14 protein-coding genes are annotated in these 18,937 nt (G+C 72.2%); 13 read left to right on the forward strand and 1 reads right to left on the reverse strand.

What is annotated here, in order from left to right:
• Positions 1-9 precede the first annotated feature (9 nt).
• Positions 10-1,146, reverse strand: coding sequence for an AAA family ATPase (locus CLV68_RS13690; protein WP_211346492.1), 1,137 nt, complete (start codon positions 1,144-1,146; stop codon positions 10-12).
• A 762-nt stretch (positions 1,147-1,908) separates the two neighbouring features.
• On the opposite strand from CLV68_RS13690, the gene mraZ reads away from it, so the two are divergent.
• The 13 genes from mraZ to CLV68_RS13755 all read left to right on the forward strand — a co-directional run bounded on the left by mraZ (position 1,909) and on the right by CLV68_RS13755 (position 18,883).
• A complete protein-coding gene (mraZ, locus tag CLV68_RS13695; RefSeq protein WP_121390684.1) occupies positions 1,909-2,340 on the forward strand; it encodes a division/cell wall cluster transcriptional repressor MraZ in 432 nt (143 codons plus the stop codon).
• Positions 2,341-2,608: 268 nt separating this feature from the next.
• Positions 2,609-3,565, forward strand: a complete 957-nt coding sequence (gene rsmH, locus CLV68_RS13700) for a 16S rRNA (cytosine(1402)-N(4))-methyltransferase RsmH (RefSeq protein WP_121391184.1) — start codon at positions 2,609-2,611, stop codon at positions 3,563-3,565.
• Positions 3,562-4,917 (forward strand): cell division protein FtsL, encoded by a 1,356-nt coding sequence (gene ftsL, locus CLV68_RS33360; protein WP_147459979.1) that lies wholly within the window; start codon positions 3,562-3,564, stop codon positions 4,915-4,917. The genes rsmH and ftsL overlap by 4 nt, the downstream gene beginning before the upstream one ends.
• 485 nt (positions 4,918-5,402) lie before the next feature.
• Complete coding sequence (locus CLV68_RS35625) at positions 5,403-5,525, forward strand: hypothetical protein (RefSeq protein WP_281274659.1); 123 nt, start codon at positions 5,403-5,405, stop codon at positions 5,523-5,525.
• Positions 5,526-6,463: 938 nt separating this feature from the next.
• Positions 6,464-8,320 carry a peptidoglycan D,D-transpeptidase FtsI family protein gene (locus CLV68_RS13715; RefSeq protein WP_121390687.1) on the forward strand — a complete coding sequence of 619 codons (1,857 nt, stop codon included), beginning with the start codon at positions 6,464-6,466 and terminating at the stop codon, positions 8,318-8,320.
• Positions 8,321-8,579: 259 nt separating this feature from the next.
• Entirely contained in the window at positions 8,580-10,184 is a 1,605-nt protein-coding gene (locus tag CLV68_RS13720; protein WP_483902888.1) for a Mur ligase family protein, read from the forward strand.
• Positions 10,181-11,644, forward strand: coding sequence for a UDP-N-acetylmuramoyl-tripeptide--D-alanyl-D-alanine ligase (locus CLV68_RS13725; RefSeq protein WP_121390688.1), 1,464 nt, complete (start codon positions 10,181-10,183; stop codon positions 11,642-11,644). Before CLV68_RS13720 ends, CLV68_RS13725 begins: the two co-directional genes overlap by 4 nt.
• Complete coding sequence (gene mraY, locus CLV68_RS13730) at positions 11,641-12,726, forward strand: phospho-N-acetylmuramoyl-pentapeptide-transferase (protein ID WP_121390689.1); 1,086 nt, start codon at positions 11,641-11,643, stop codon at positions 12,724-12,726. Before CLV68_RS13725 ends, mraY begins: the two co-directional genes overlap by 4 nt.
• Entirely contained in the window at positions 12,723-14,159 is a 1,437-nt protein-coding gene (murD, locus tag CLV68_RS13735; RefSeq protein WP_121390690.1) for a UDP-N-acetylmuramoyl-L-alanine--D-glutamate ligase, read from the forward strand. Before mraY ends, murD begins: the two co-directional genes overlap by 4 nt.
• Entirely contained in the window at positions 14,159-15,631 is a 1,473-nt protein-coding gene (ftsW, locus tag CLV68_RS13740; protein ID WP_121390691.1) for a putative lipid II flippase FtsW, read from the forward strand. The genes murD and ftsW overlap by 1 nt, the downstream gene beginning before the upstream one ends.
• Positions 15,628-16,758, forward strand: coding sequence for an undecaprenyldiphospho-muramoylpentapeptide beta-N-acetylglucosaminyltransferase (murG, locus tag CLV68_RS13745; protein WP_121390692.1), 1,131 nt, complete (start codon positions 15,628-15,630; stop codon positions 16,756-16,758). Before ftsW ends, murG begins: the two co-directional genes overlap by 4 nt.
• Entirely contained in the window at positions 16,755-18,155 is a 1,401-nt protein-coding gene (gene murC / locus CLV68_RS13750) for a UDP-N-acetylmuramate--L-alanine ligase (RefSeq protein WP_121390693.1), read from the forward strand. The genes murG and murC overlap by 4 nt, the downstream gene beginning before the upstream one ends.
• Positions 18,152-18,883, forward strand: a complete 732-nt coding sequence (locus tag CLV68_RS13755) for a cell division protein FtsQ/DivIB (RefSeq protein ID WP_121390694.1) — start codon at positions 18,152-18,154, stop codon at positions 18,881-18,883. Before murC ends, CLV68_RS13755 begins: the two co-directional genes overlap by 4 nt.
• Positions 18,884-18,937: the final 54 nt, after the last annotated feature.

Raw genomic sequence — 18,937 nt, forward strand, 5'->3', positions numbered from 1 at the left:
CCGATTCCCCTAGCGCCCGCGCGGCCCGGTCCACGGCGCGCCACCGGCGTCCGGCGTGGCCTGCGGCACCGGGACCCGCTGCAGCAGACCCCGGATCAGGTCGGCGGGGGAGCGGCGCGACGCCTGCGCCTCCGGGGTGAGCACCAGCCGGTGCGCGAGCACCGGGACGGCCACCACGTGCAGGTCGTCGGGCACCACGAAGTCCCGGCCGGACAGCGCCGCCTGCGCGCGGGCGGCCCGCACCAGGTGCAGCGTCGAGCGCGGCGAGGCACCGATGCGGATCTCCGAGAGCCGCCGGGTCGCCGACACCAGCTCCACGGCGTAGCGGCGCACCTCCTGCGCGATCTGCACCGAGCGCACCGAGTCGATCAGCCCGCGCACCTGGTCGGCGTCGGACACCGGGCGCAGCGTCGCCCACACGTCGCGGGCCGCGTGCTCGTCGACCATCGCCAACTCGGCCTGCGGGTCCGGGTAGCCGATCGACACCCGCGCGGTGAACCGGTCGCGCTGGGCCTCGGGCAGGGCGTAGGTGCCCTCCATCTCGATCGGGTTCTGCGTCGCGATCACCATGAACGGCGAGTCGAGCGGGTAGGTGTTGCCGTCGACGGTGACCTGGTGCTCTTCCATGCACTCCAGCAGCGACGACTGCGTCTTGGGCGAGGCGCGGTTGATCTCGTCGCCGACCACGATGTTGGCGAACACCGGGCCGGACCGGAACTCGAACTCGTTGGTCTGCCGGTTGAAGATGGACACCCCGGTCACATCGCTCGGCAGCAGGTCCGGGGTGAACTGGATGCGGCTCACCGTGCAGTCGATCGAGCGGGCCAGCGCCTTGGCCAGCGACGTCTTGCCGACGCCCGGCACGTCCTCGACCAGCAGGTGGCCCTCGGCGAGCAGGGTGACCAGCGCGATGCGCACCACCTCCGGCTTGCCGACCAGCACCCGCTCCACGTTCTGCGCGATGCGCTGCGCGGTGGCGTGCAGGTCGTCGAAGCGACCCGGCTGGCGCTGCTGGGCCTGCTCGTGCGGCGCGGGGTGGGCGCCTGGCTGGGCCGGGTACCCCCCGTTGTGCCCCGCGTACGGCTCGCCACCAGGGCCTCCGTACGGGTTGCCCGGCAGGGCGGCATGCGGGGTGCTCGACGTCACGCGACCTCCTGGTGTTCCTCGGCGGCTGACCGAAGTTCTTCGGCGCCGACCGCCTACCGCCGCCACCGGTGTTCCGGGCGCGGTCGGGCTCGGCGCGCGGCGCCCCCCACGTGCTCGCCACCACATCGGCGTGGCCGCGACAGCCTGCCACGGAGTGTGTCAAACGAGGGCGAAGTACCCAACGCCTTCCACCGGGTGACCGCGCGACGGGTGGCCATCGCCCGGGCTCGCGCCCAAGGATAGGCCGCCGCGCCGCCGTGCGGTCACGATCGTGTCCACGCCCGCGACGTGCTGTTGTGGATCTTGTCACGGCACCGGTGCCCGGGTCGGCGGTGGGCGGCCCCGCCGCGCCGGGCACCCGCCCCGGCCCCAGCGGCGGCGATGACGGTCGGTGATCGGTCGGCGACACCACGAGCGGTACCCGAATGGGTGAGCACGCCGGGCTCCCCACCGCGCCCCACCGGAGCGCTCCCACCGCCACCACAACGCCCCACGCAGGGCTTTGACATGCGGTTCGGGCTGGACAGCGCGTCGGATTTGTCCGTTATAACGCAGCGGGTGGGATAGCCCGGCCCGGTTGGGCCCCCACCGCCCCCCACATCCACCCCAGCGGCTCTAGCTGCGAAAACGCCGAACCGGCCGGTCCGAATCCCGCGCGATTCGCGTTGACTGTGGTGAAAAGTGGGGTACTGTGGCGCCAAGTGGGGCAGACGGGGGCCCCATGACCGATCCGACCGGTTCGGTGGGAGGTGGGTGTGGCGGATGTTCCTCGGCACGCACACCCCCAAGCTCGACGACAAAGGGCGGCTCACGCTGCCCGCCAAGTTCCGGGAAGCGCTCGCGGGTGGGTTGATGGTCACGAAGGGTCAGGATCACTGCCTTTACGTGTTCCCACGCGCGGAGTTCGAGGAGATGGCACGCAAGGTCGCCGCGGCACCCCTGACGAACGAGGCGGTCCGCGCCTACCAGCGGTACCTGTTCGCCGGAACCGACGAACAGCGACCAGACGGGCAGGGGCGGGTCGCGATCGCGCCTGAGCTGCGCAAGTACGCGGGGCTCAGCAAGGACTGCGTGGTCATCGGTGCGATCACCAGGTTGGAGATCTGGGACGCGCAGGCGTGGCAGACCTACCTGGACGAGCACGAGGACAGCTACTCCCAGGCCCGGGAGGAGGTCCTGCCCGGCGTGTTCTGACACGGAGCGCGGGGCGCGGGTGCCGTTTGGCCTCGGTCCGCTCGCCTTCGGCCCTGGCACACCTTCCCCGGTGCCAGGTCCGACGAGCGGGCGGGGACCTGGCGGCACCCGGTGCTCATCTCGGGCGGGTTGACCTGGTGCGGAGAGGGGTGGTTGCCATGGCGGCGCGGCGCGCGTCCGGTGTGGCTGGTCGCGTGCGTGGGTCCGGTGTGCGTGGGACTTCCGGTGTGTGTGGGACCGCTGGTGTATGTGGGACTGGAGTGTGCTGGTGACGGATCGACCCAGCCACGAGCCGGTCCTGGTGCGGCGGGTGCTGGAGTTGCTGCACCCGGCGATCGCCGACCGCCCCGCCGTCCTGGTGGACGCCACCCTCGGCCTCGGCGGGCACTCCGACGCCCTGCTCTCGGCACACCCCCGGCTCACCCTGATCGGCCTGGACCGCGACCCCAACGCCCTCGCCCTCTCCGGTGAGCGCCTGGCCCGCCACGGCGACCGGGTGCACCTGGTGCACACCGTCTACGACGGACTCCCCGACGCCCTGGTCGACCTGGGACTGTCGCGTGTGGATGGGGTGCTGTTCGACCTCGGCGTGTCCTCGATGCAGCTGGACGTGGCCGACCGCGGCTTCGCCTACTCCAAGGACGCGCCGCTGGACATGCGCATGGACCAGACCACCGGGCAGACCGCGGCCGACGTGCTCAACGGCTACTCGGCAGGGGACCTGGCCAGGGTGCTGCGCGAGTACGGCGAGGAGCGCTTCGCCGCCCGCATCGCCCGGGCCGTGGTGAGCGAACGCGAACGCGAGCCGTTCACCACCAGCGCCCGCCTCGTCGAACTGCTCTACGACGCGGTCCCCGCGGCGAGCAGGCGCACCGGCGGCCACCCGGCCAAGCGGACCTTCCAGGCGTTGCGCATCGAGGTCAACGCCGAACTCGACGTCCTGCGCCGCGCCATCCCGGCCGCGCTGACCGCCCTGTCGGTCGGCGGCCGGATCGTGGTCGAGGCGTACCAGTCGCTGGAGGACCGCATCGTCAAGCGGGCCATCACCGAACTGGCCAAGTCCACCGCGCCGCACGGACTGCCGGTGGAACTGCCCCAGCACGCCCCGCAACTGCGCCTGCTCACCCGCGGCGCCGAGGTGGCCGACGAGACCGAGGTCGCCGCCAACCCCCGCGCGCAGTCAGTCCGGCTCCGCGCCGCCGAACGCGTCCGGGAGGCACCGTGACCGCCCCACCGAGCAGCACCGGCCGCCTGCCCACCCAGTCCCGCCACCCCACCCCTGACACCACCCCCGACGGCGGCACCCCAGCCCCCGCGGAGCGGCTGCCGAGGGCGCGGCGCGGCTCGGTGCGCGCCCAGCGCGAACCCGGCCAACAGCGGGAAACGACCCGGTCCGACGAGGACGACCGGGGTGTCGGTGCGGAACATGGTGAATCGGTGACCGGTAGAGCACAAGCAAGGCAAGACCCCATCCCCCCGGACGCGGACGGTCCCACCCAGACCACCCGCGTCCTCGGCACACCCCCCAGGCGAACCCCGCGTTCGACCCGGACCACGACCGCCGACCAGGAGACCTCCGGCTCACCCAGCCGCTCCCGCCGCCGCTCACCCGACACGGACGCCGACGGCCCCGGTTCGACCAGCCGCGCTGGCAGCACTCGCCGGTCGACCAAGGCCGACGTCGACGGGTCTGGTTCCGGTGGTCGTCGGTCGGATGTGGAGGGTTCGGGGGCGTCCGGGCGTCGGTCGGGTAGGGCTGACGGGGAGCGGTCTGTTCGCGGCGCGCGGGGCACGGTGCCCACTGGACGCGCGGTCCGCAAGAGCCGGGCAGCTCAGTCCACTGTGGAGACCCCTGCTCAGGTGGGCCTGCTCGAGACGCCCCCCAAGCCGCGGCGAGCTGTGCAGCGACCGCGCACGGCCGCCGCGGAACGCGCCTACGCCCGGCGGGCCCAGCGTGAAGGCGTCCGCCCGCACACGTCGTCGGCTCGGGTGGCCGAGGAGGCCAGCGCGGGCCGGGCGTCGTTCGTGGTCCTGATCATCGCGCTGCTCGCCGTCGGTGTGGCGACGACGCTGTGGTTGACCACCCAGGCCATCGCGGACTCGTACCGCCTGGAGAGCGCCAAGCGCGCGGCGGGCGAGCTCGCCGAGCAGGCCGCCCTGCTGCAGCAGGAGGTCACCCAGCAGGAGGCCGCCCCCGCCCTCGCCAAGCGCGCCCAGGACCTGGGCATGGTCCCCGCTGGCGACTCCGCCTGGCTCAGGCTCAAGCCCGACGGCACCGTCGAACTGGTCGGCACCGCCAAGCCCGCCGCCCCACCGGCCGACCCGACCCCACCCGCGGCCACCCCCACCCCCGCGGCCACCGACCCCACTCCACCGGCGGCGGACGGCACCACCCCGCCCGCAGGCCAGGCGAGCACGGGCCAACCCGCCGCGGGCCAGCCCGCGGCTGCCCAACCCCCGGCCGAACAGCCCACCCCCGGGGCGGGCACAGGCCAGGCAACCCCACTGAGCCCCAACCAGGCCCGCATCGACCCCGCCGAGGGTCAGACCACCCCACCCCCGGGCGGAGCAGGCTGATGCGGCCCCGCCGCTCGGCGACCACAGGCCCGGGGTCCCCCCGGACCCGGATCGCCCGAACCCGGCGGACAACAGCCCCCACCCGGACCACAGCCCCCACCCGGACAACGGGCCCCGACCGCGGCACCAGCCGCCCTTCGGACTCCCTCGCCGGGCCGACAAACGTGTCCGCCACCCCCGTGTCCGCCACCCCCGTGTCCGCCACCCCCACCCGAGCGATGGACCACCGCAGGTCGGAAATCTCCGCTGGATCACCTCGCCTCTCTCGGCTGCGGTCACGCGAGCCACAGGCAGTTCGACGTGATCTCGACTGGCTCCCCTCGGCCGCGGTCGGTCGGGCGCCGGGACCGGCACGCCCGTTGAGGCGGTTCACGGTGGCCCCGACTGAGTGGGTGTGCGGAAGGACGACGGACGTGGGAGCGGTGGAGAACCGCGCCGTGGGGATGAGGACAGCGTGAGTGGTGTGCGGCGGGGTGGCGGCGCGGGTGACGGCCGCGACGGTGGCGGGGACGCGCGTCCTGGTGATGGCGGCGGCGGTGCGGATCTGCCGCGGGGACACGGTCACGGACACGCTGGAAGGCCGCGCGGTGGGGACAGGGACGGCGTGAGTGGTGCGCGGCGCGGCGGTGGTTCGGGTGACGGGCGGGACAGTGGTGGGGAGCTGCCTCGCGGCAGTGGTGGTGCTGGCTCGCGGCGGGGCAGGGGGACGGGTGACGGTCGCGGCAGGGAATCGCTCCGTGGCGGTAGTGGCGGTGCTGGGGCGGGGCGGGGTAGCGGCGCGGGTGATGGGCGGGACAGTGGTGGCGAACGGCCCCGTGGCGGGGGTGCTGGGGCGTTGAGGGGTAGTGGCGGTCGGGGCGGTGGTGTGGGTGATGGGCGAGACAGCGGTGGGGACCTGCCTCGTGGCAGCGGCAGCGGCAGCGGTGCGGATGACGGACGCGGTAGCGGCGGGGAATCGCCCCGTGGCGGCGGCAGTGCTGGTATCGGCGCGGGGCGGAGTAGTGGCGTGAGTGGCGATCGCGGTAGCGGTTCGGGTGAGGGGCGGGGCAGTGGTGGGGAGCTGCCTCGTGGCAGTGGTGGTGGCTCGCTGCGGGGTAGCGGTACGGGTGGCGGTCGCGGTCGCGGTTCGGGTGAGGGGGGCAGTGGTGGGGAGCTGCCTCGTGGCGATGGCTCGCTGCGGGGGAGTGGTGGGCGGGGCGGTGACGCGGGTGAAGGGCGGGGTGGCAGTGGTGGTCAGGGTGTTGGGGCGCGGCGGGGTGGCGCTGGTGGTGGGGGGCGGGATGGTGGCAGGGAGTTGCGTCGTGGGGATGGCGGCGGTGGGGCGGGTGTTCGGCGGGTGAGTGGCGTGGGTGATGGGCGGGATCGTGGGCGGGAACTGCGTCGTGGCGATGGGGGTGCCGCGGGGCGGGGGAGTGCGCGGGATGTGCGCCGGGGGGATGGTGCCGGTGGTGTGCCGCGGGGTGGTACCGCTGGTCGGGCTGGGGGTGCGCAGCCGGGGCATGCTCGGGGGAAGGGCAAGGGGCCCAAGCGGCGGGGCGTCTCGCCGATGCGGTTGCGGCGGGTGACCAAGCGGGCGGCGGGGACCGATCACCGGGTGCGGGTGGTCGTGGTGCGGTTCCTGTTGATCGCGTCGCTGGTGGCGGCCGGGTTGAAGCTGGTGCAGGTCCAGGGGTTCGAGGCGGAGGCGCTCGCGGCCCGCGCGGAGAAGCAGCGGCTGTTGAACCTGCCCATCCCGGCGACCCGCGGCTCCATTGTGGACCGCAACGGGGTCGAGCTGGCGTTCAGCGTGGACGTGAAGGCATTGGCCTACCGGCCCGCCGCGCAGCGCAAGGCGTTGGAGGAGTTGGCGGCCAAGAGCAAGGCGAAGGACGTGGTGACCTTCGACGAGGAGACCGCCTCCATCGCCGCGGACATGGCCAGGGTGCTGGGGCCGCAGGTCTCCGAGCAGGACCTGCTGACCAAGCTGCGGTCGGAGGACAAGTTCACCTACCTCGCCACCGATGTGGAGCCCGCCAAGGCGCGTGAACTGGTGGCGTTGCACGGCTCGCTCAACGTCGAGGACCGGGCCAAGCGCGAGTACCCCGGCGGGTCGCTGGCGGCCAACGTGCTCGGGTACGCGAACTGGCGGATGGAGGACCCGGAGCAGAAGAAGCACAGCCTGCACGGCCTGATCGGGCTGGAGATGCTGCGCGACAACGACCTGTCCGGCACGCCGGGCGTGCAGGTCGTGGAGACCGCGAGCGGCACCGACGTGGTGATCGTCGGCGCGCCCAACAAGGTGCAGCCCGCCGTCAACGGGTCCGATGTCGAGCTGACCATCGACGCCGACCTGCAGTACTTCGTGCAGCAGAAGGCCGCCGAGTTCGGCAAGCGCAGCCAGGCCAAGAGCGTCAGCGTCGTGGTGCTCGACGCCAAGACCGGCGAGATCTACGCACTGGCCAACGACAAGACCTTCGACCCGAACGCGCCCGGCGGCCTCGACCCCAAGCTGCTCAACGACGCCGCGGTCACCACCCCGTACGAACCGGGCTCGGTGAACAAGATCGTCACCGCCATGGGCGCGATCGAGTACGGCATCACCACCCCGGACGCGGTGCACTCGGTGCCCGGCTCCATCCAGGTCGCCGACCGGACCGTCAGCGACGCCTGGCCGCACGGCCGGATCAACCTGACCACCACCGGGGTCTTCGCCAAGTCCTCCAACGTCGGCACGTTGATGCTGGCCGACCAGATCGGCCAGGACCGCTACGCCGCGCTGCTGGACAAGCTCGGCATCGGCAAGCGCACCGGCGTCGGGCTGCCGGGCGAGAGCCCGGGCAGGCTGCTGCCGCGCAACCAGTGGTCCGGCAGCACCTTCGGCAACCTGCCCATCGGCCAGGGCCTGTCGATGACCGTGCTGCAGATGGCGGGCATGTACCAGGCCATCGCCAACGACGGGGTCAGGGTGCCGCCCAGGATCGTGCGGGCCAAGATCGCCCCGGACGGGACCCGGGTGGAGGAACCGCGCCCGGAGGCGGTGCGCGTGGTGAGCCCCGAGACCGCACGCACGACCCGCGACATGCTGCGCGCGGTGACGCAGAAGGCGCCCAACGGCAACAGCGGTACCGCACCCGCCGCGGCGGTGACCGGCTACCAGATCTCCGGCAAGACGGGCACGGCGCAGCAGTTCGACCAGTCGGCAGGCCGCTACAGCGACTCCAAGTACTGGATCACCTTCGCCGGGATCCTGCCCGCCGACTCGCCCCGGTTCGTGGTGGGCATGGTCTACGACACGCCCTCCTACTCCACTCCGGACGGTCACTCCGCCGCGCCGTTCTTCCACGACGTGGCCTCGTTCCTGACCCAGCGCTACTCCATCCCCCTCTCCGCCTCGGCCGCGCCGGTGGTCCCGCTGGTCAAGTAGCGGTTCGCGGGGGGATCGTCCGCTGAGGACCGTGTGCCGGGGCGGGCCCGGCGACCACCCGGGCCCGCCCCGCTTCGCTGCGCGCCGTGCGCGCTGGATCGTGGTGAACACAAGTTCGACGGTACGCCGATCGCGGGGCTGTTGACCTGCGAAAACGACGACCACCCGATCGTGTGACAAGGCCGAGGTTCGGGCCGGGTGGTGATCACGGTGCGCTCACCTACCGCATACCGCCGGGGTCCCGCGATCGAGGGGCCGCGTGGTCGCCCTCCGTGCGCAGGTAGCCTTCCGCGACGTGCCCGCCAAGCTCGAAGGCAAGGCTGTCACAGCGCCGCCTCGCCCCACCCGGATCCAGCCCGTCCCGCTCGCCTCGCTGATCGCGCGCGCGGACGCCCGGCTCTCGACGGGGGACGCCACCGCGGACCCGGTGTCCGATGTGGTCGTCACAGGCGCGACGCTGCGCGCACAGCACGTCCTTCCCGGAGACCTGTTCGCCGCGCTGCCCGGCGCCCGTGCGCACGGCGCCGACTTCGCCGCCCAGGCGGTCGCCTCCGGCGCCGTCGCCGTCCTCACCGACCCGACCGGTGCCGAGCACCCGGCCGTGCGGGACTCGGGTCTGCCGGTGGTCGTCCACCCGGACCCGCGCGCCGCGCTCGGCCCACTCTCCGCGTGGGTCTACGGGGAGCCGTCGTTGGCGCTGAGCGTGCTCGGTGTGACCGGCACGTCCGGCAAGACCACTACCAGCTACCTCGTCGACGCGGGCCTCGCCGCGGCGGGCCTGACGACCGGGTTGATCGGCACCGTCGAGACCCGCATCGCGGGCAACCGGCTGGCCAGCGCGTTCACCACGCCCGAGGCCCCCGACTTGCAGGCGCTGCTGGCGGTGATGGTCGAACGCGGTGTCACGCACGTGCCGATGGAGGTCTCCAGCCACGCGCTGCGGCTGGGCCGGGTCGCGGGCACCCGCTTCGCCGTCGGGGCGTTCACCAACCTCTCGCAGGACCACCTGGACTTCCACCCCGACATGGAGGACTACTTCCAAGCCAAGGCGCTGCTGTTCGACGGCCGTTCCGCCGCCGAGGTCGTCTGCGTCGACCAGGAGTGGGGGCGCAGGCTCGTGCGCGACCACACCGCCACCGTGTCCACCACCGGGGCGGCCGACTGGACCGCGTCGGACCTGCGCGTCTCGCTCAGCGGCGAGCAGACCTTCCGGATCCACGCCCCCGGTGGCCGGACCGCCGGGGCGAGGTTGCCGATGCCCGGCACCTTCAACGTCGCCAACGCACTGCTGGCGGCGGCGATCCTGGACACCGCTGGCGTGCCGATCGAGGCCATCGTCGAGGGCTTCGCCCAGGTCAGGGTGCCCGGCCGGATGGAACGGGTGGCGCTGGGGCAGGACTTCACCGCGGTCGTCGACTACTCGCACAAGCCGGAGGCCGTCGCGCTCGCCCTCGACGCGATGCGGGCACGCACCGACGGGCGGGTGATCGTCGTGCTCGGCTGCGGTGGCGACCGCGACACCGCCAAGCGCCCGCTGATGGGCGCGGCCGCGGCCAGGCGCAGCGACCTGCTCGTGGTCACCGACGACAACCCGCGCAGTGAGGACCCGGCCGCGATCCGGGCCGCCATGCTCGCCGGGGCCACCGAGGTGCCGTCCGCGGAGCGCGGCGAGGTTGTCGACATCGGTGACCGCAGGCGGGCTATCGTCACCGCGGTCGCGAACGCGCGCGATGGGGACGTGGTCGTCATCGCGGGCAAGGGCCATGAGACCGGCCAAGAGGTCGCGGGCGTTGTGCATCCCTTCTCAGACCGCGACGAGCTCGCCGCGGCCATCCGCGAGCGACTGGGCACGGTGACCGAATGATCCCTCTTACCTTGCGAGAGGTCGCTGACATCGTCGGCGGCACGGTGCACCAAGCGGATCCGGCGGCAGTGGTGACCGGCACCGTGGAGTTCGACTCCCGGGAGATCACGGCAGGCGGCCTCTTCGTCGCGCTGCCCGGCGACAAGGTCGATGGCCACGACTACGCCGCGAAAGCGGTCGAGTCCGGCGCGGTCGCGGTCCTGGCCGCGCGGGCGGTGGACGCTCCGGCGATCCTCGTGCCGCCGGTGTCCGAGGCGCACACGCGCTCGGTGGCGCTGACCGGCGACAAAGACGGCTCGGGCGCGGCGGTGCTCGCGGCGTTGGGACGACTTGCCCGGTTTGTCGCGGACAGGCTCACCGCTGACGGTCTGACCGTTGTCGGTATCACGGGCTCCTCGGGCAAGACCTCCACGAAGGACCTCATCGCGCAGGTGCTCGCGCCGCTGGGGCCGACCATCGCGCCGCCCGGGTCGTTCAACAACGAACTGGGTCACCCCTGGACCGTGCTGCGAGCGGACAGGCAGACCAAGCACCTGGTGCTGGAGCTGTCCGCGCGCGGCCCTGGCCACATCGCCGCTCTGTGCGACACAGCCCCGCCCCGCGTCGGCGCCGTGCTCAACGTCGGCACCGCGCACCTCGGCGAGTTCGGCACCCGTGCGGACATCGCCCGCACCAAGGGCGAGCTGGTCGAGTCGCTGCCCGAGGACGGCATCGCGGTCCTCAACGCCGACGACCAACTGGTGGCCGCGATGGCGTCGCGCACGAAGGCCAGGGTCGTGCTCGTCGGCGAAGCCGAGTCCGCCCAGGTGCGCGCACTCGACATCACTCTCGACGACCAAGCGCGTGCGAGCTTCCTGCTGCGGACCCCCCAGGGCGACGCTCCGGTCTCCCTCGGCCTGCACGGAGCCCACCACGTGGGCAACGCTCTTACCGCCGCCGCCATCGCGCTGGAACTGGGTGCGACGGTGCAACAGGTGGCGGACAGCCTGACCGGCGCGCAGCGGGTCTCCGCGCGTCGGATGGAGGTCGTGACCCGCGACGATGGCGTCACCGTGGTCAACGACGCGTTCAACGCGAACCCCGAGTCCGTGCGCGCGGCGCTCAAGACGCTCGCCACGATGGCCCGCTCAGGCAACCGCCGCCGGTCCTGGGCCGTCCTCGGGGTGATGGGTGAGCTGGGCGAGGAGTCCGTGCGGGCGCACGACGACATCGGCAGGCTCGCCGTTCGACTGGACATCAACCGCTTGGTGGTCGTCGGCGAGCAGGCTCGCGCGATGCACCAGGGGGCGAGCCTGGAAGGCTCGTGGGGAGAGGAGTCGGTGCTGGTGCCGGACGTCGATGCCGCGGTGGCGCTCTTGCGCGCCGAGTTGGCGCCAGGTGACGTTGTGCTCGTGAAGGCGTCCAAGGCCGCCGCCCTGTGGCGGGTCGCCGAGGCGCTGCTGGCGGAGGGCGCCCGGTGAAGAGCATCCTGATCGCCGCCGCGATCGCCATGGTCATCTCGATCCTGCTCACCCCGTACCTGATCCGGGTCTTCTCCCGGCAGGGCTTCGGGCAGGAGATCCGCGAAGAGGGCCCCGAGGGCCACAAGAGCAAGCGCGGCACCCCCACCATGGGTGGCGTGGCGATCATCATCGCCATGTGGGCCGGGTACGGCACCTCGCACATCGTCAACGCGTGGTCCGGGCGGGGTGACTCGCCGACCGCCTCCGGCCTGCTGGTGCTGATGCTGGCCACCGGTCTCGGCCTGGTCGGGTTCCTCGACGACTTCATCAAGATCCGCAAGCAGCGCAACCTCGGCCTGAACAAGACCGCGAAGATGGTCGGCCAACTCGTCGTCGCGATCGCGTTCGCGCTCCTGGCGCTGCGTTTCCCCGACGAGCGTCAGCTCACCCCCGCCTCGGACAACCTGTCCTTCGTCCGTGACATCACCATCATCTCCTTCGGTGGCATCGGCTTCATCGTCTTCTGCTACCTGGCGGTGTCAGCGTGGTCGAACGCGGTGAACTTCACCGACGGCCTCGACGGTCTCGCGGGCGGTTCGTCGGCGATGGTCATGGGCACCTACGTGGTGATCTCGTTCTGGCAGTTCAGCCACGACTGCTCGCGGGTGGCCGAGCCCGCCTGCTTCGACGTGCGCGACCCGCTGGACCTGGCGATCGTCGCCGCGGCCGCGATGGGCGCCTGCATCGGCTTCCTGTGGTGGAACGCGGCACCCGCCAAGATCTTCATGGGTGACACCGGCTCGCTCGCGCTCGGCGGCCTGGTCGCTGGTCTGTCCATGACCACCCGCACCGAGCTGCTGATGATCGTGATCAGCGGCCTGTTCGTGGTCGAGATGGTGTCCGTGGTGCTGCAGATCGCGATCTTCCGCACCACAAGGCGGCGGCTGTTCCGGATGGCGCCGTTCCACCACCACTTCGAGTTGGCAGGCTGGGCGGAGACCACGGTCATCATCCGGTTCTGGCTGCTCGCGGGCGTCTGCGCGATGTTCGGCCTCGGCCTGTTCTACGCCGACTGGCTCGCGCTGGGCGGCGGCGTGTGACCGGGCCCTTCACCGGCCTGGTCACCGGCAGGGTGCTGGTGGCCGGTGCCGGGGTGACCGGGCGGTCGGTGGCCGTGGCGCTGCTGGAGATGGGCGCCGAGGTCACGGTGACCGACGGGAACGCCGAGCGGTTGGCGGAACTGGCCGATACCGGCGCCACGCTGGTGCCTGGCCTCACCGAGCCGCCGACGGGCACCTCGCTCGTAGTCACCAGCCCGGGTTGGCGGCCGAGCAGCCCGCTCTTGGCGTCAGCGGTGGCCGCGGGCATCGATGTCATCGGCGAGGTCGAGCTGGCCTGGCTGATGTCGCAGCGGTTGCCCCAACCGCCCGCCTGGCTCGTGGTCACCGGCACCAACGGCAAGACCACCACCGTCGGCATGCTCGCTGAGATCCTGCGCGCTGACGGTCGCAACGCCATCGCTTGCGGCAACGTGGGCCTGACCGTGATCGACGCCATCCGCGCCGGACATGACGTGCTCGCGGTAGAGCTGTCCAGCTTCCAGTTGCACTGGCAGCGGTCGCTGCGCGCGCACACCGCCGTAGTGCTCAACCTCGCCGAAGACCACATCGACTGGCACGGCTCCATGGAGGAATACGCCAAGGCCAAGGGGCGTGCCTACGCGGGCGCGGGGGTCGTCGTCCGCAACACCGCCGACGAGTGGTCCGGCCGTCTCGCCGCCGAGCACGGCGGTGTGCGGGTCGGGTTCGGCCTCGGCGTGCCGCGGCCCGGCGAGCTGGGCCTGGTCGAGGACCTCCTGGTGGACCGGGCGTTCGTGGCCGACCCGGGCGAGCAGGCCGTGGAACTGGCTGACCTCGCCGACCTCAACGTCGTCGGTGCGCACAACGTCGCCAACGCCTTGGCCGCTGCCGCGCTGGCGCGATCCTTCGGGGTGTCACCCGATGCGGTACGCGCGGGGCTGCGCGCGTTCCAGCCGGGCGCGCACAGGGCCGTCCCGCTCGGTGAGGTGAACGGGGTCTCTTACGTCAACGACTCCAAGGCCACCAACCCGCACGCGGCGTCAGGTTCCCTGCTGTCGTTCGAGTCCGTGGTGTGGATCGCGGGTGGTCTGCTCAAGGGCGCGACGGTGGATCCGCTGGTCGAGGCGGTCGCCGGACGCCTGCGCGGCGTCGTGCTGCTGGGTGCGGACGCCGACGCGTTCGCTGCCTCGCTGGCGCGACACGCCCCGGATGTCCCCGTCCGACGGCCGGCCCCGGGAGACCATGAACCCATGATCGCAGCGGTCAGCGCGGCAGGCGCCATGGCACGTCCGGGTGACGTCGTGCTGCTCGCGCCCGCTGCCGCCTCAATGGACATGTTCCGCGACTACGCCCACCGCGGCGACGCCTTCGCCGAGGCGGTCGCCCGCGCCAGGGTGAACTCGACCTTCGACGGCAGCGCGGCCACGAGCGACGGCGCCACCGGGGGCCGGTGATGACCGCGCACGATACCGCCGGGAACGTCGGTACCGCTGCCCGTCCGCGCCGCGCCGCCAGCACCGGTGGGCGGTTCCTCGCGGTCCGCACGGCGTTGACCGCGTGGCTGGGTCGACCGCTCGCCTCGTTCCACCTCGTCTTGGCCGTGTTCGCCTTGCTCACCGCGCTCGGCCTGGTGATGGTGCTGTCGGCGTCGTCGGTGATCTCGCTCAAGACGGGCGCGGGTCTCTACACCGTCTTCAAGAAGCAGCTCCTCTATGTGCTCATCGGGGCGGTCCTGTTCTGGTTGGGCCTCCGCGTCCCGCTTGAGCGCATCCGGGCGCTGAGCCCAGCCGCGCTCGCGGGCAGCATCCTGTTGCTCATGGCCGTGCTCACCCCGCTCGGTAGCACGTTGAACGGCACGCAGAGCTGGTTCAGGCTCGGACCGTTCTCGTTCCAACCGGTCGAGGTCTGCAAGCTCGCGTTGGCGCTGTGGGGTGCGCACGTGCTCGTGTTGAAACGGGCTGTCCTGCACCGGTACCGCCACCTGCTCGTGCCAGTCGTACCGGTGGCGTTGCTCATGTTCGCCCTGGTCATGTTGCAGCCAGATTTGGGCGGCACCATCACCCTCGGCGTGGTGCTCGTCGCGCTGCTGTGGTTCGCCGGGGCCCCACTGCGCCTGTTCGGCGCGCTTGCCCTGGGCGGTCTCGCGGGTGTCGCGCTGCTCGCGGTCGGTACCGACTACCGGCTGGCCCGGGTGCTGAGCTTCCTGAGCCCCGAGGAAGACCTCGCGGGCAGCAGCTACCAGGCGTTGCAGGCCAAGCTCGCCCTGGCCGACGGCGGTTTGTTCGGCCGTGGTCTTGGCCAAGGGCCGTCGAAGTCCGGCTACCTGCCCAACGTGCACAACGACTTCATCTTCGCCCTCATCGGCGACGAGCTCGGGTTCCTGGGCTGCGTCCTGGTGCTCGGCCTGTTCGCGATGCTGGCCGTGGTGGGCATGCGCATCGCCACCCGCAACATCGACCCGTGGATCCGGATGGTCGCCGCCACGCTGACCGTGTGGCTGGTCGCGCAGGCCGCGATCAACATCGGGTACGTGGTCGGGATGCTCCCGGTCACCGGCATCACGTTGCCGCTGATCTCCTCCGGCGGCACCTCGGTCGTGGTCACCATGCTGGTGTTCGGCATCCTCGCCAACTGCGCCAGGAACGAGCCCGAGGCGGTGTCGGCGCTGCGGTCCCAGGGCCCCGGCCGGTTCGGCAAGATCATGAAGCTGACCGCGCCCCAGCCGTACAAGCCGCCGAAGAAGCGCAAGCCCGCGCGGCCGACCACACCGCCGAGGGGCACCGCGCAGCGCAGGAGCACGCCGCAGGCCGAGCCGCGCAAGCGCGCCCCGGAACGTCAGGGTTACCCACGGGCGGGCGGTGCGGCCCTCGCCCGGCAGAAGACAAGCCGCGGTACGCCGCGGAACTCCAAAGGAGGACGTCGTTGACCGTTGGTCCCACCGGTGCCAGTCAGCCCACCCGCACGGGTCCGTGCGTGGTGATCGCGGGGGGTGGCACTGCCGGGCACATCGAGCCCGCGCTAGCGCTGGCCGACGCGGTCATGAGGCTGCGCCCGGACGCCCGTGTCGTCGCCCTGGGGACCGAGCGCGGGTTGGAGAAGACCATCGTCCCCGCGCGTGGCTATCCGCTGGAGATGATCCCACCCGTCCCCATGCCCCGTAAGCCCAATGTGGACTTGTTGAAGCTGCCGCTGAAGGTGCGCTCCGCGGTCAAGACCACCCGCGAGGTCCTCGAACGCGTCGGCGCTGACGTGGTGGTCGGCTTCGGCGGCTACGTCGCCCTCCCCGCCTACCTCGCCGCCCGCGGCCGCGTGCCGATCGTGGTCCACGACTCCAACGCCAAGGTCGGTCTGGCCAACAAGGTCGGTGCCCGGTTCGCCGAGCGGGTCGCGGTGGCCGTGGCCGACTCCGGCCTGCCCGGCGCGGAGGTCATCGGCATCCCGCTGCGCGAGTCGATCATCAACCTGGACCGGGCCGCGCTGCGCGCCGAGGCCCGCGCGTTCTTCGGCCTCGACCCGCACGCCCCGACCCTGCTGGTGTTCGGCGGCTCCCAGGGTGCCCGGTCCATCAACACCGCCGTGTCCGGCGCGGCGCGCGAGTTCGCCGAGGCTGGAATCGGGGTCCTGCACGCGCACGGCCCCAAGAACACGCTCGCGGTCCAGGCAGTCCCAGGCGCGCCGTCTTACGTCGCCGTGCCCTACCTGGAGCGCATGGACCTCGCCTACGCGGCCGCGGACGCCGCGTTGTGCCGCTGCGGAGCGATGACCGTCGCCGAGGTCTCGGCGGTAGGTCTGCCCGCGGTGTACGTGCCGCTCCCGCACGGCAACGGCGAGCAGGCGCTCAACGCCCAACCGGTGGTCAACGGCGGTGGCGCTGTCCTCGTCGATGACGCTGACCTGACCCCGGCCAAGGTCGCCGAACTGGTCGTCCCGATGCTGACCGACCACGGGCGCCTGTCGGCGATGAGCACGGCGGCGCAGGGCACCGGTCACCGCGAGGCCGCCGACGTGCTCGCCCGCATGGTCCTCGACGCCGCGGCCAAGGGCGTGTCGTGAACGGCCCGCTGGAGCGCGCGCACCTGGTCGGCATCGGCGGCGCGGGGATGAGCGGCATCGCCCGCATCCTGCTGGCCAGGGGCGCGGCGGTGTCGGGGTCCGACGCCAAGGAGACCCGCACGTTCCTGACCCTCCGGGCCCAGGGCGCGCGCATCGCAGTGGGGCAGGTCGCCGAGAACCTGGACCTGCTCCCCGGCGGCCCTACCGCGGTCGTCGTGTCCACCGCGATCAAGGACACCAACCCGGAGTTGGTCGAGGCTCGGCGGCGCGGGTTGACGGTCCTGCACCGCTCGCAGGCGCTGGCCGAACTGATGGTCGGCCACCAGATCGCCTGTGTCGCGGGCACACACGGCAAGACCTCGACGACCTCGATGCTCACCGTGGCGCTCCAGCACTGCAGGCTCGACCCGTCGTTCGCCATCGGCGGTGACCTCAACGAGTCCGGTGCCAACGCCCACCACGGCACCGGGGGCGCGTTCGTCGCGGAGGCCGACGAGAGCGACGGCTCGTTCCTCGTGTTCTCGCCGTCGGTCGCCGTGGTCACCAACGTCGAGGCCGACCACCTGGACCACCACGGCACCGTGGAGGCGTACGTCGCGGTGTTCGACGCGTTCCTCGACCGCATCACCCCTGGCGGCGTGCTCATCGCCTGCGCGGACGACCCCGGTTCGGCCGCGCTCGCCGAGCGCGCCCAGAACAAGGGCATCCGCGTTCGCAGGTATGGCCGCCTGGCCACGGGACCGGATGACGCCACCATCCTCGACTACCGGCCCGCGGACGGGGTTGGCCTCGCTCGGCTCACCCTGGGTGGCCAGGAGATCGAGCTCGGGGTGGCGGTACCTGGCGAGCACATGGCGGGTAACGCTGTCGCGGCCCTCTTGGCGGGTATCGAACTCGGGGCGCCGTTGGCCGAACTCGGCGAGGGCATTGCCGCGTTCGGTGGTGTGCGAAGGCGTTTCGAGTACAAGGGCACCGCGGCCGGCGTTCGCGTGTACGACGACTACGCCCACCACCCCACCGAGGTCGACGCCCAGCTGCGGGCTGTACGTCCCGCCGCGCAGGGTGGTCGTGTCGTAGTGGTGTTCCAGCCGCACATGTACTCCCGCACCGAGACCTTCTCGACCGAGTTCGGCACCGCGTTGGGTTTGGCCGACGAGGTCGTGGTCCTCGACGTGTTCGGTGCGCGAGAGGAGCCCAAGCCTGGTGTCAGTGGCGCCCTTGTCGCCGACGCGGTGCCCCTACCGGCTGAGCGCGTGCACTACGAGCCCTCGTTCGAGCGCGTGCCCGCGTTGGTCGCGGGTCTGGTCAAGAACGGCGACCTGGTGCTGACCATGGGCGCGGGTGACGTGACCATGCTCGGCCCCGAGGTGCTCGCCGAGCTGGAGCGCGAGGCGTGACCAGCACCGTCCCCGGCAGGCGTACCCGGCGCAGGCCGCGTGGCGCACAGCGGCCCGCGCGCAGGCGCACGGCACGCCGCTACCTCGTCCGCCGGTGGACGGTGCTCGGCTCGCTCCTGGCCGTGACCGGCCTTGTCGTGCTCGTGTTCTTCACCCCCGTCCTCGGGGCCAACACCGTCGAGGTCACCGGCATCAAGGACCTCACCGCGGACGAGGTCCGCGCGGCGGCCGCCATCGAACCGGGCACGCCGCTGGCCACGCTGGACACCGACGAGATCGCCGCCAGGATCCGCCAACTGCCCCGGGTGGGGTCGGTCGACGTGAGCCGGTCCTTCCCGGCGACGGTGGAGCTGGCGATCACCGAGCGGACACCGGTCGCGGTCGCGGTACGCGACGACGGCGCACACCTGCTGGACGCGGCAGGCGTGGACTACGGGACCATCAAGGCGCCCCCACCCGGCCTGCCCGTGCTCGACGCCAGCGGTGACAACGCCACCAGGGCGGCCACCGCCGTCCTCGCGGGCGTCCCGCCCCAGCTGGCCAAGGTGGTCGTCTCGGTGACCGCGCGCACCCCGACCGACATCCGGCTGACCCTCGCCGACCGGCGGGTGGTCAAGTGGGGCGACGCGAAGAACGTGACCCGCAAGGCCGCCGTGCTCGGCGCCCTGCTCACCCAGGAGGGCAAGACGTTCGACGTGGCCGCGCCGGACTTCCCCACAATCTCCTGAGTTGTCCACAGGGGACGGAAATCCGCTGTGCGGTCCCGCCGACCTCGGACACAC

The sequence above is a fragment of the Actinokineospora cianjurensis genome (assembly GCF_003663795.1).
Classification (GTDB): Bacteria; Actinomycetota; Actinomycetes; order Mycobacteriales; family Pseudonocardiaceae; genus Actinokineospora; species Actinokineospora terrae.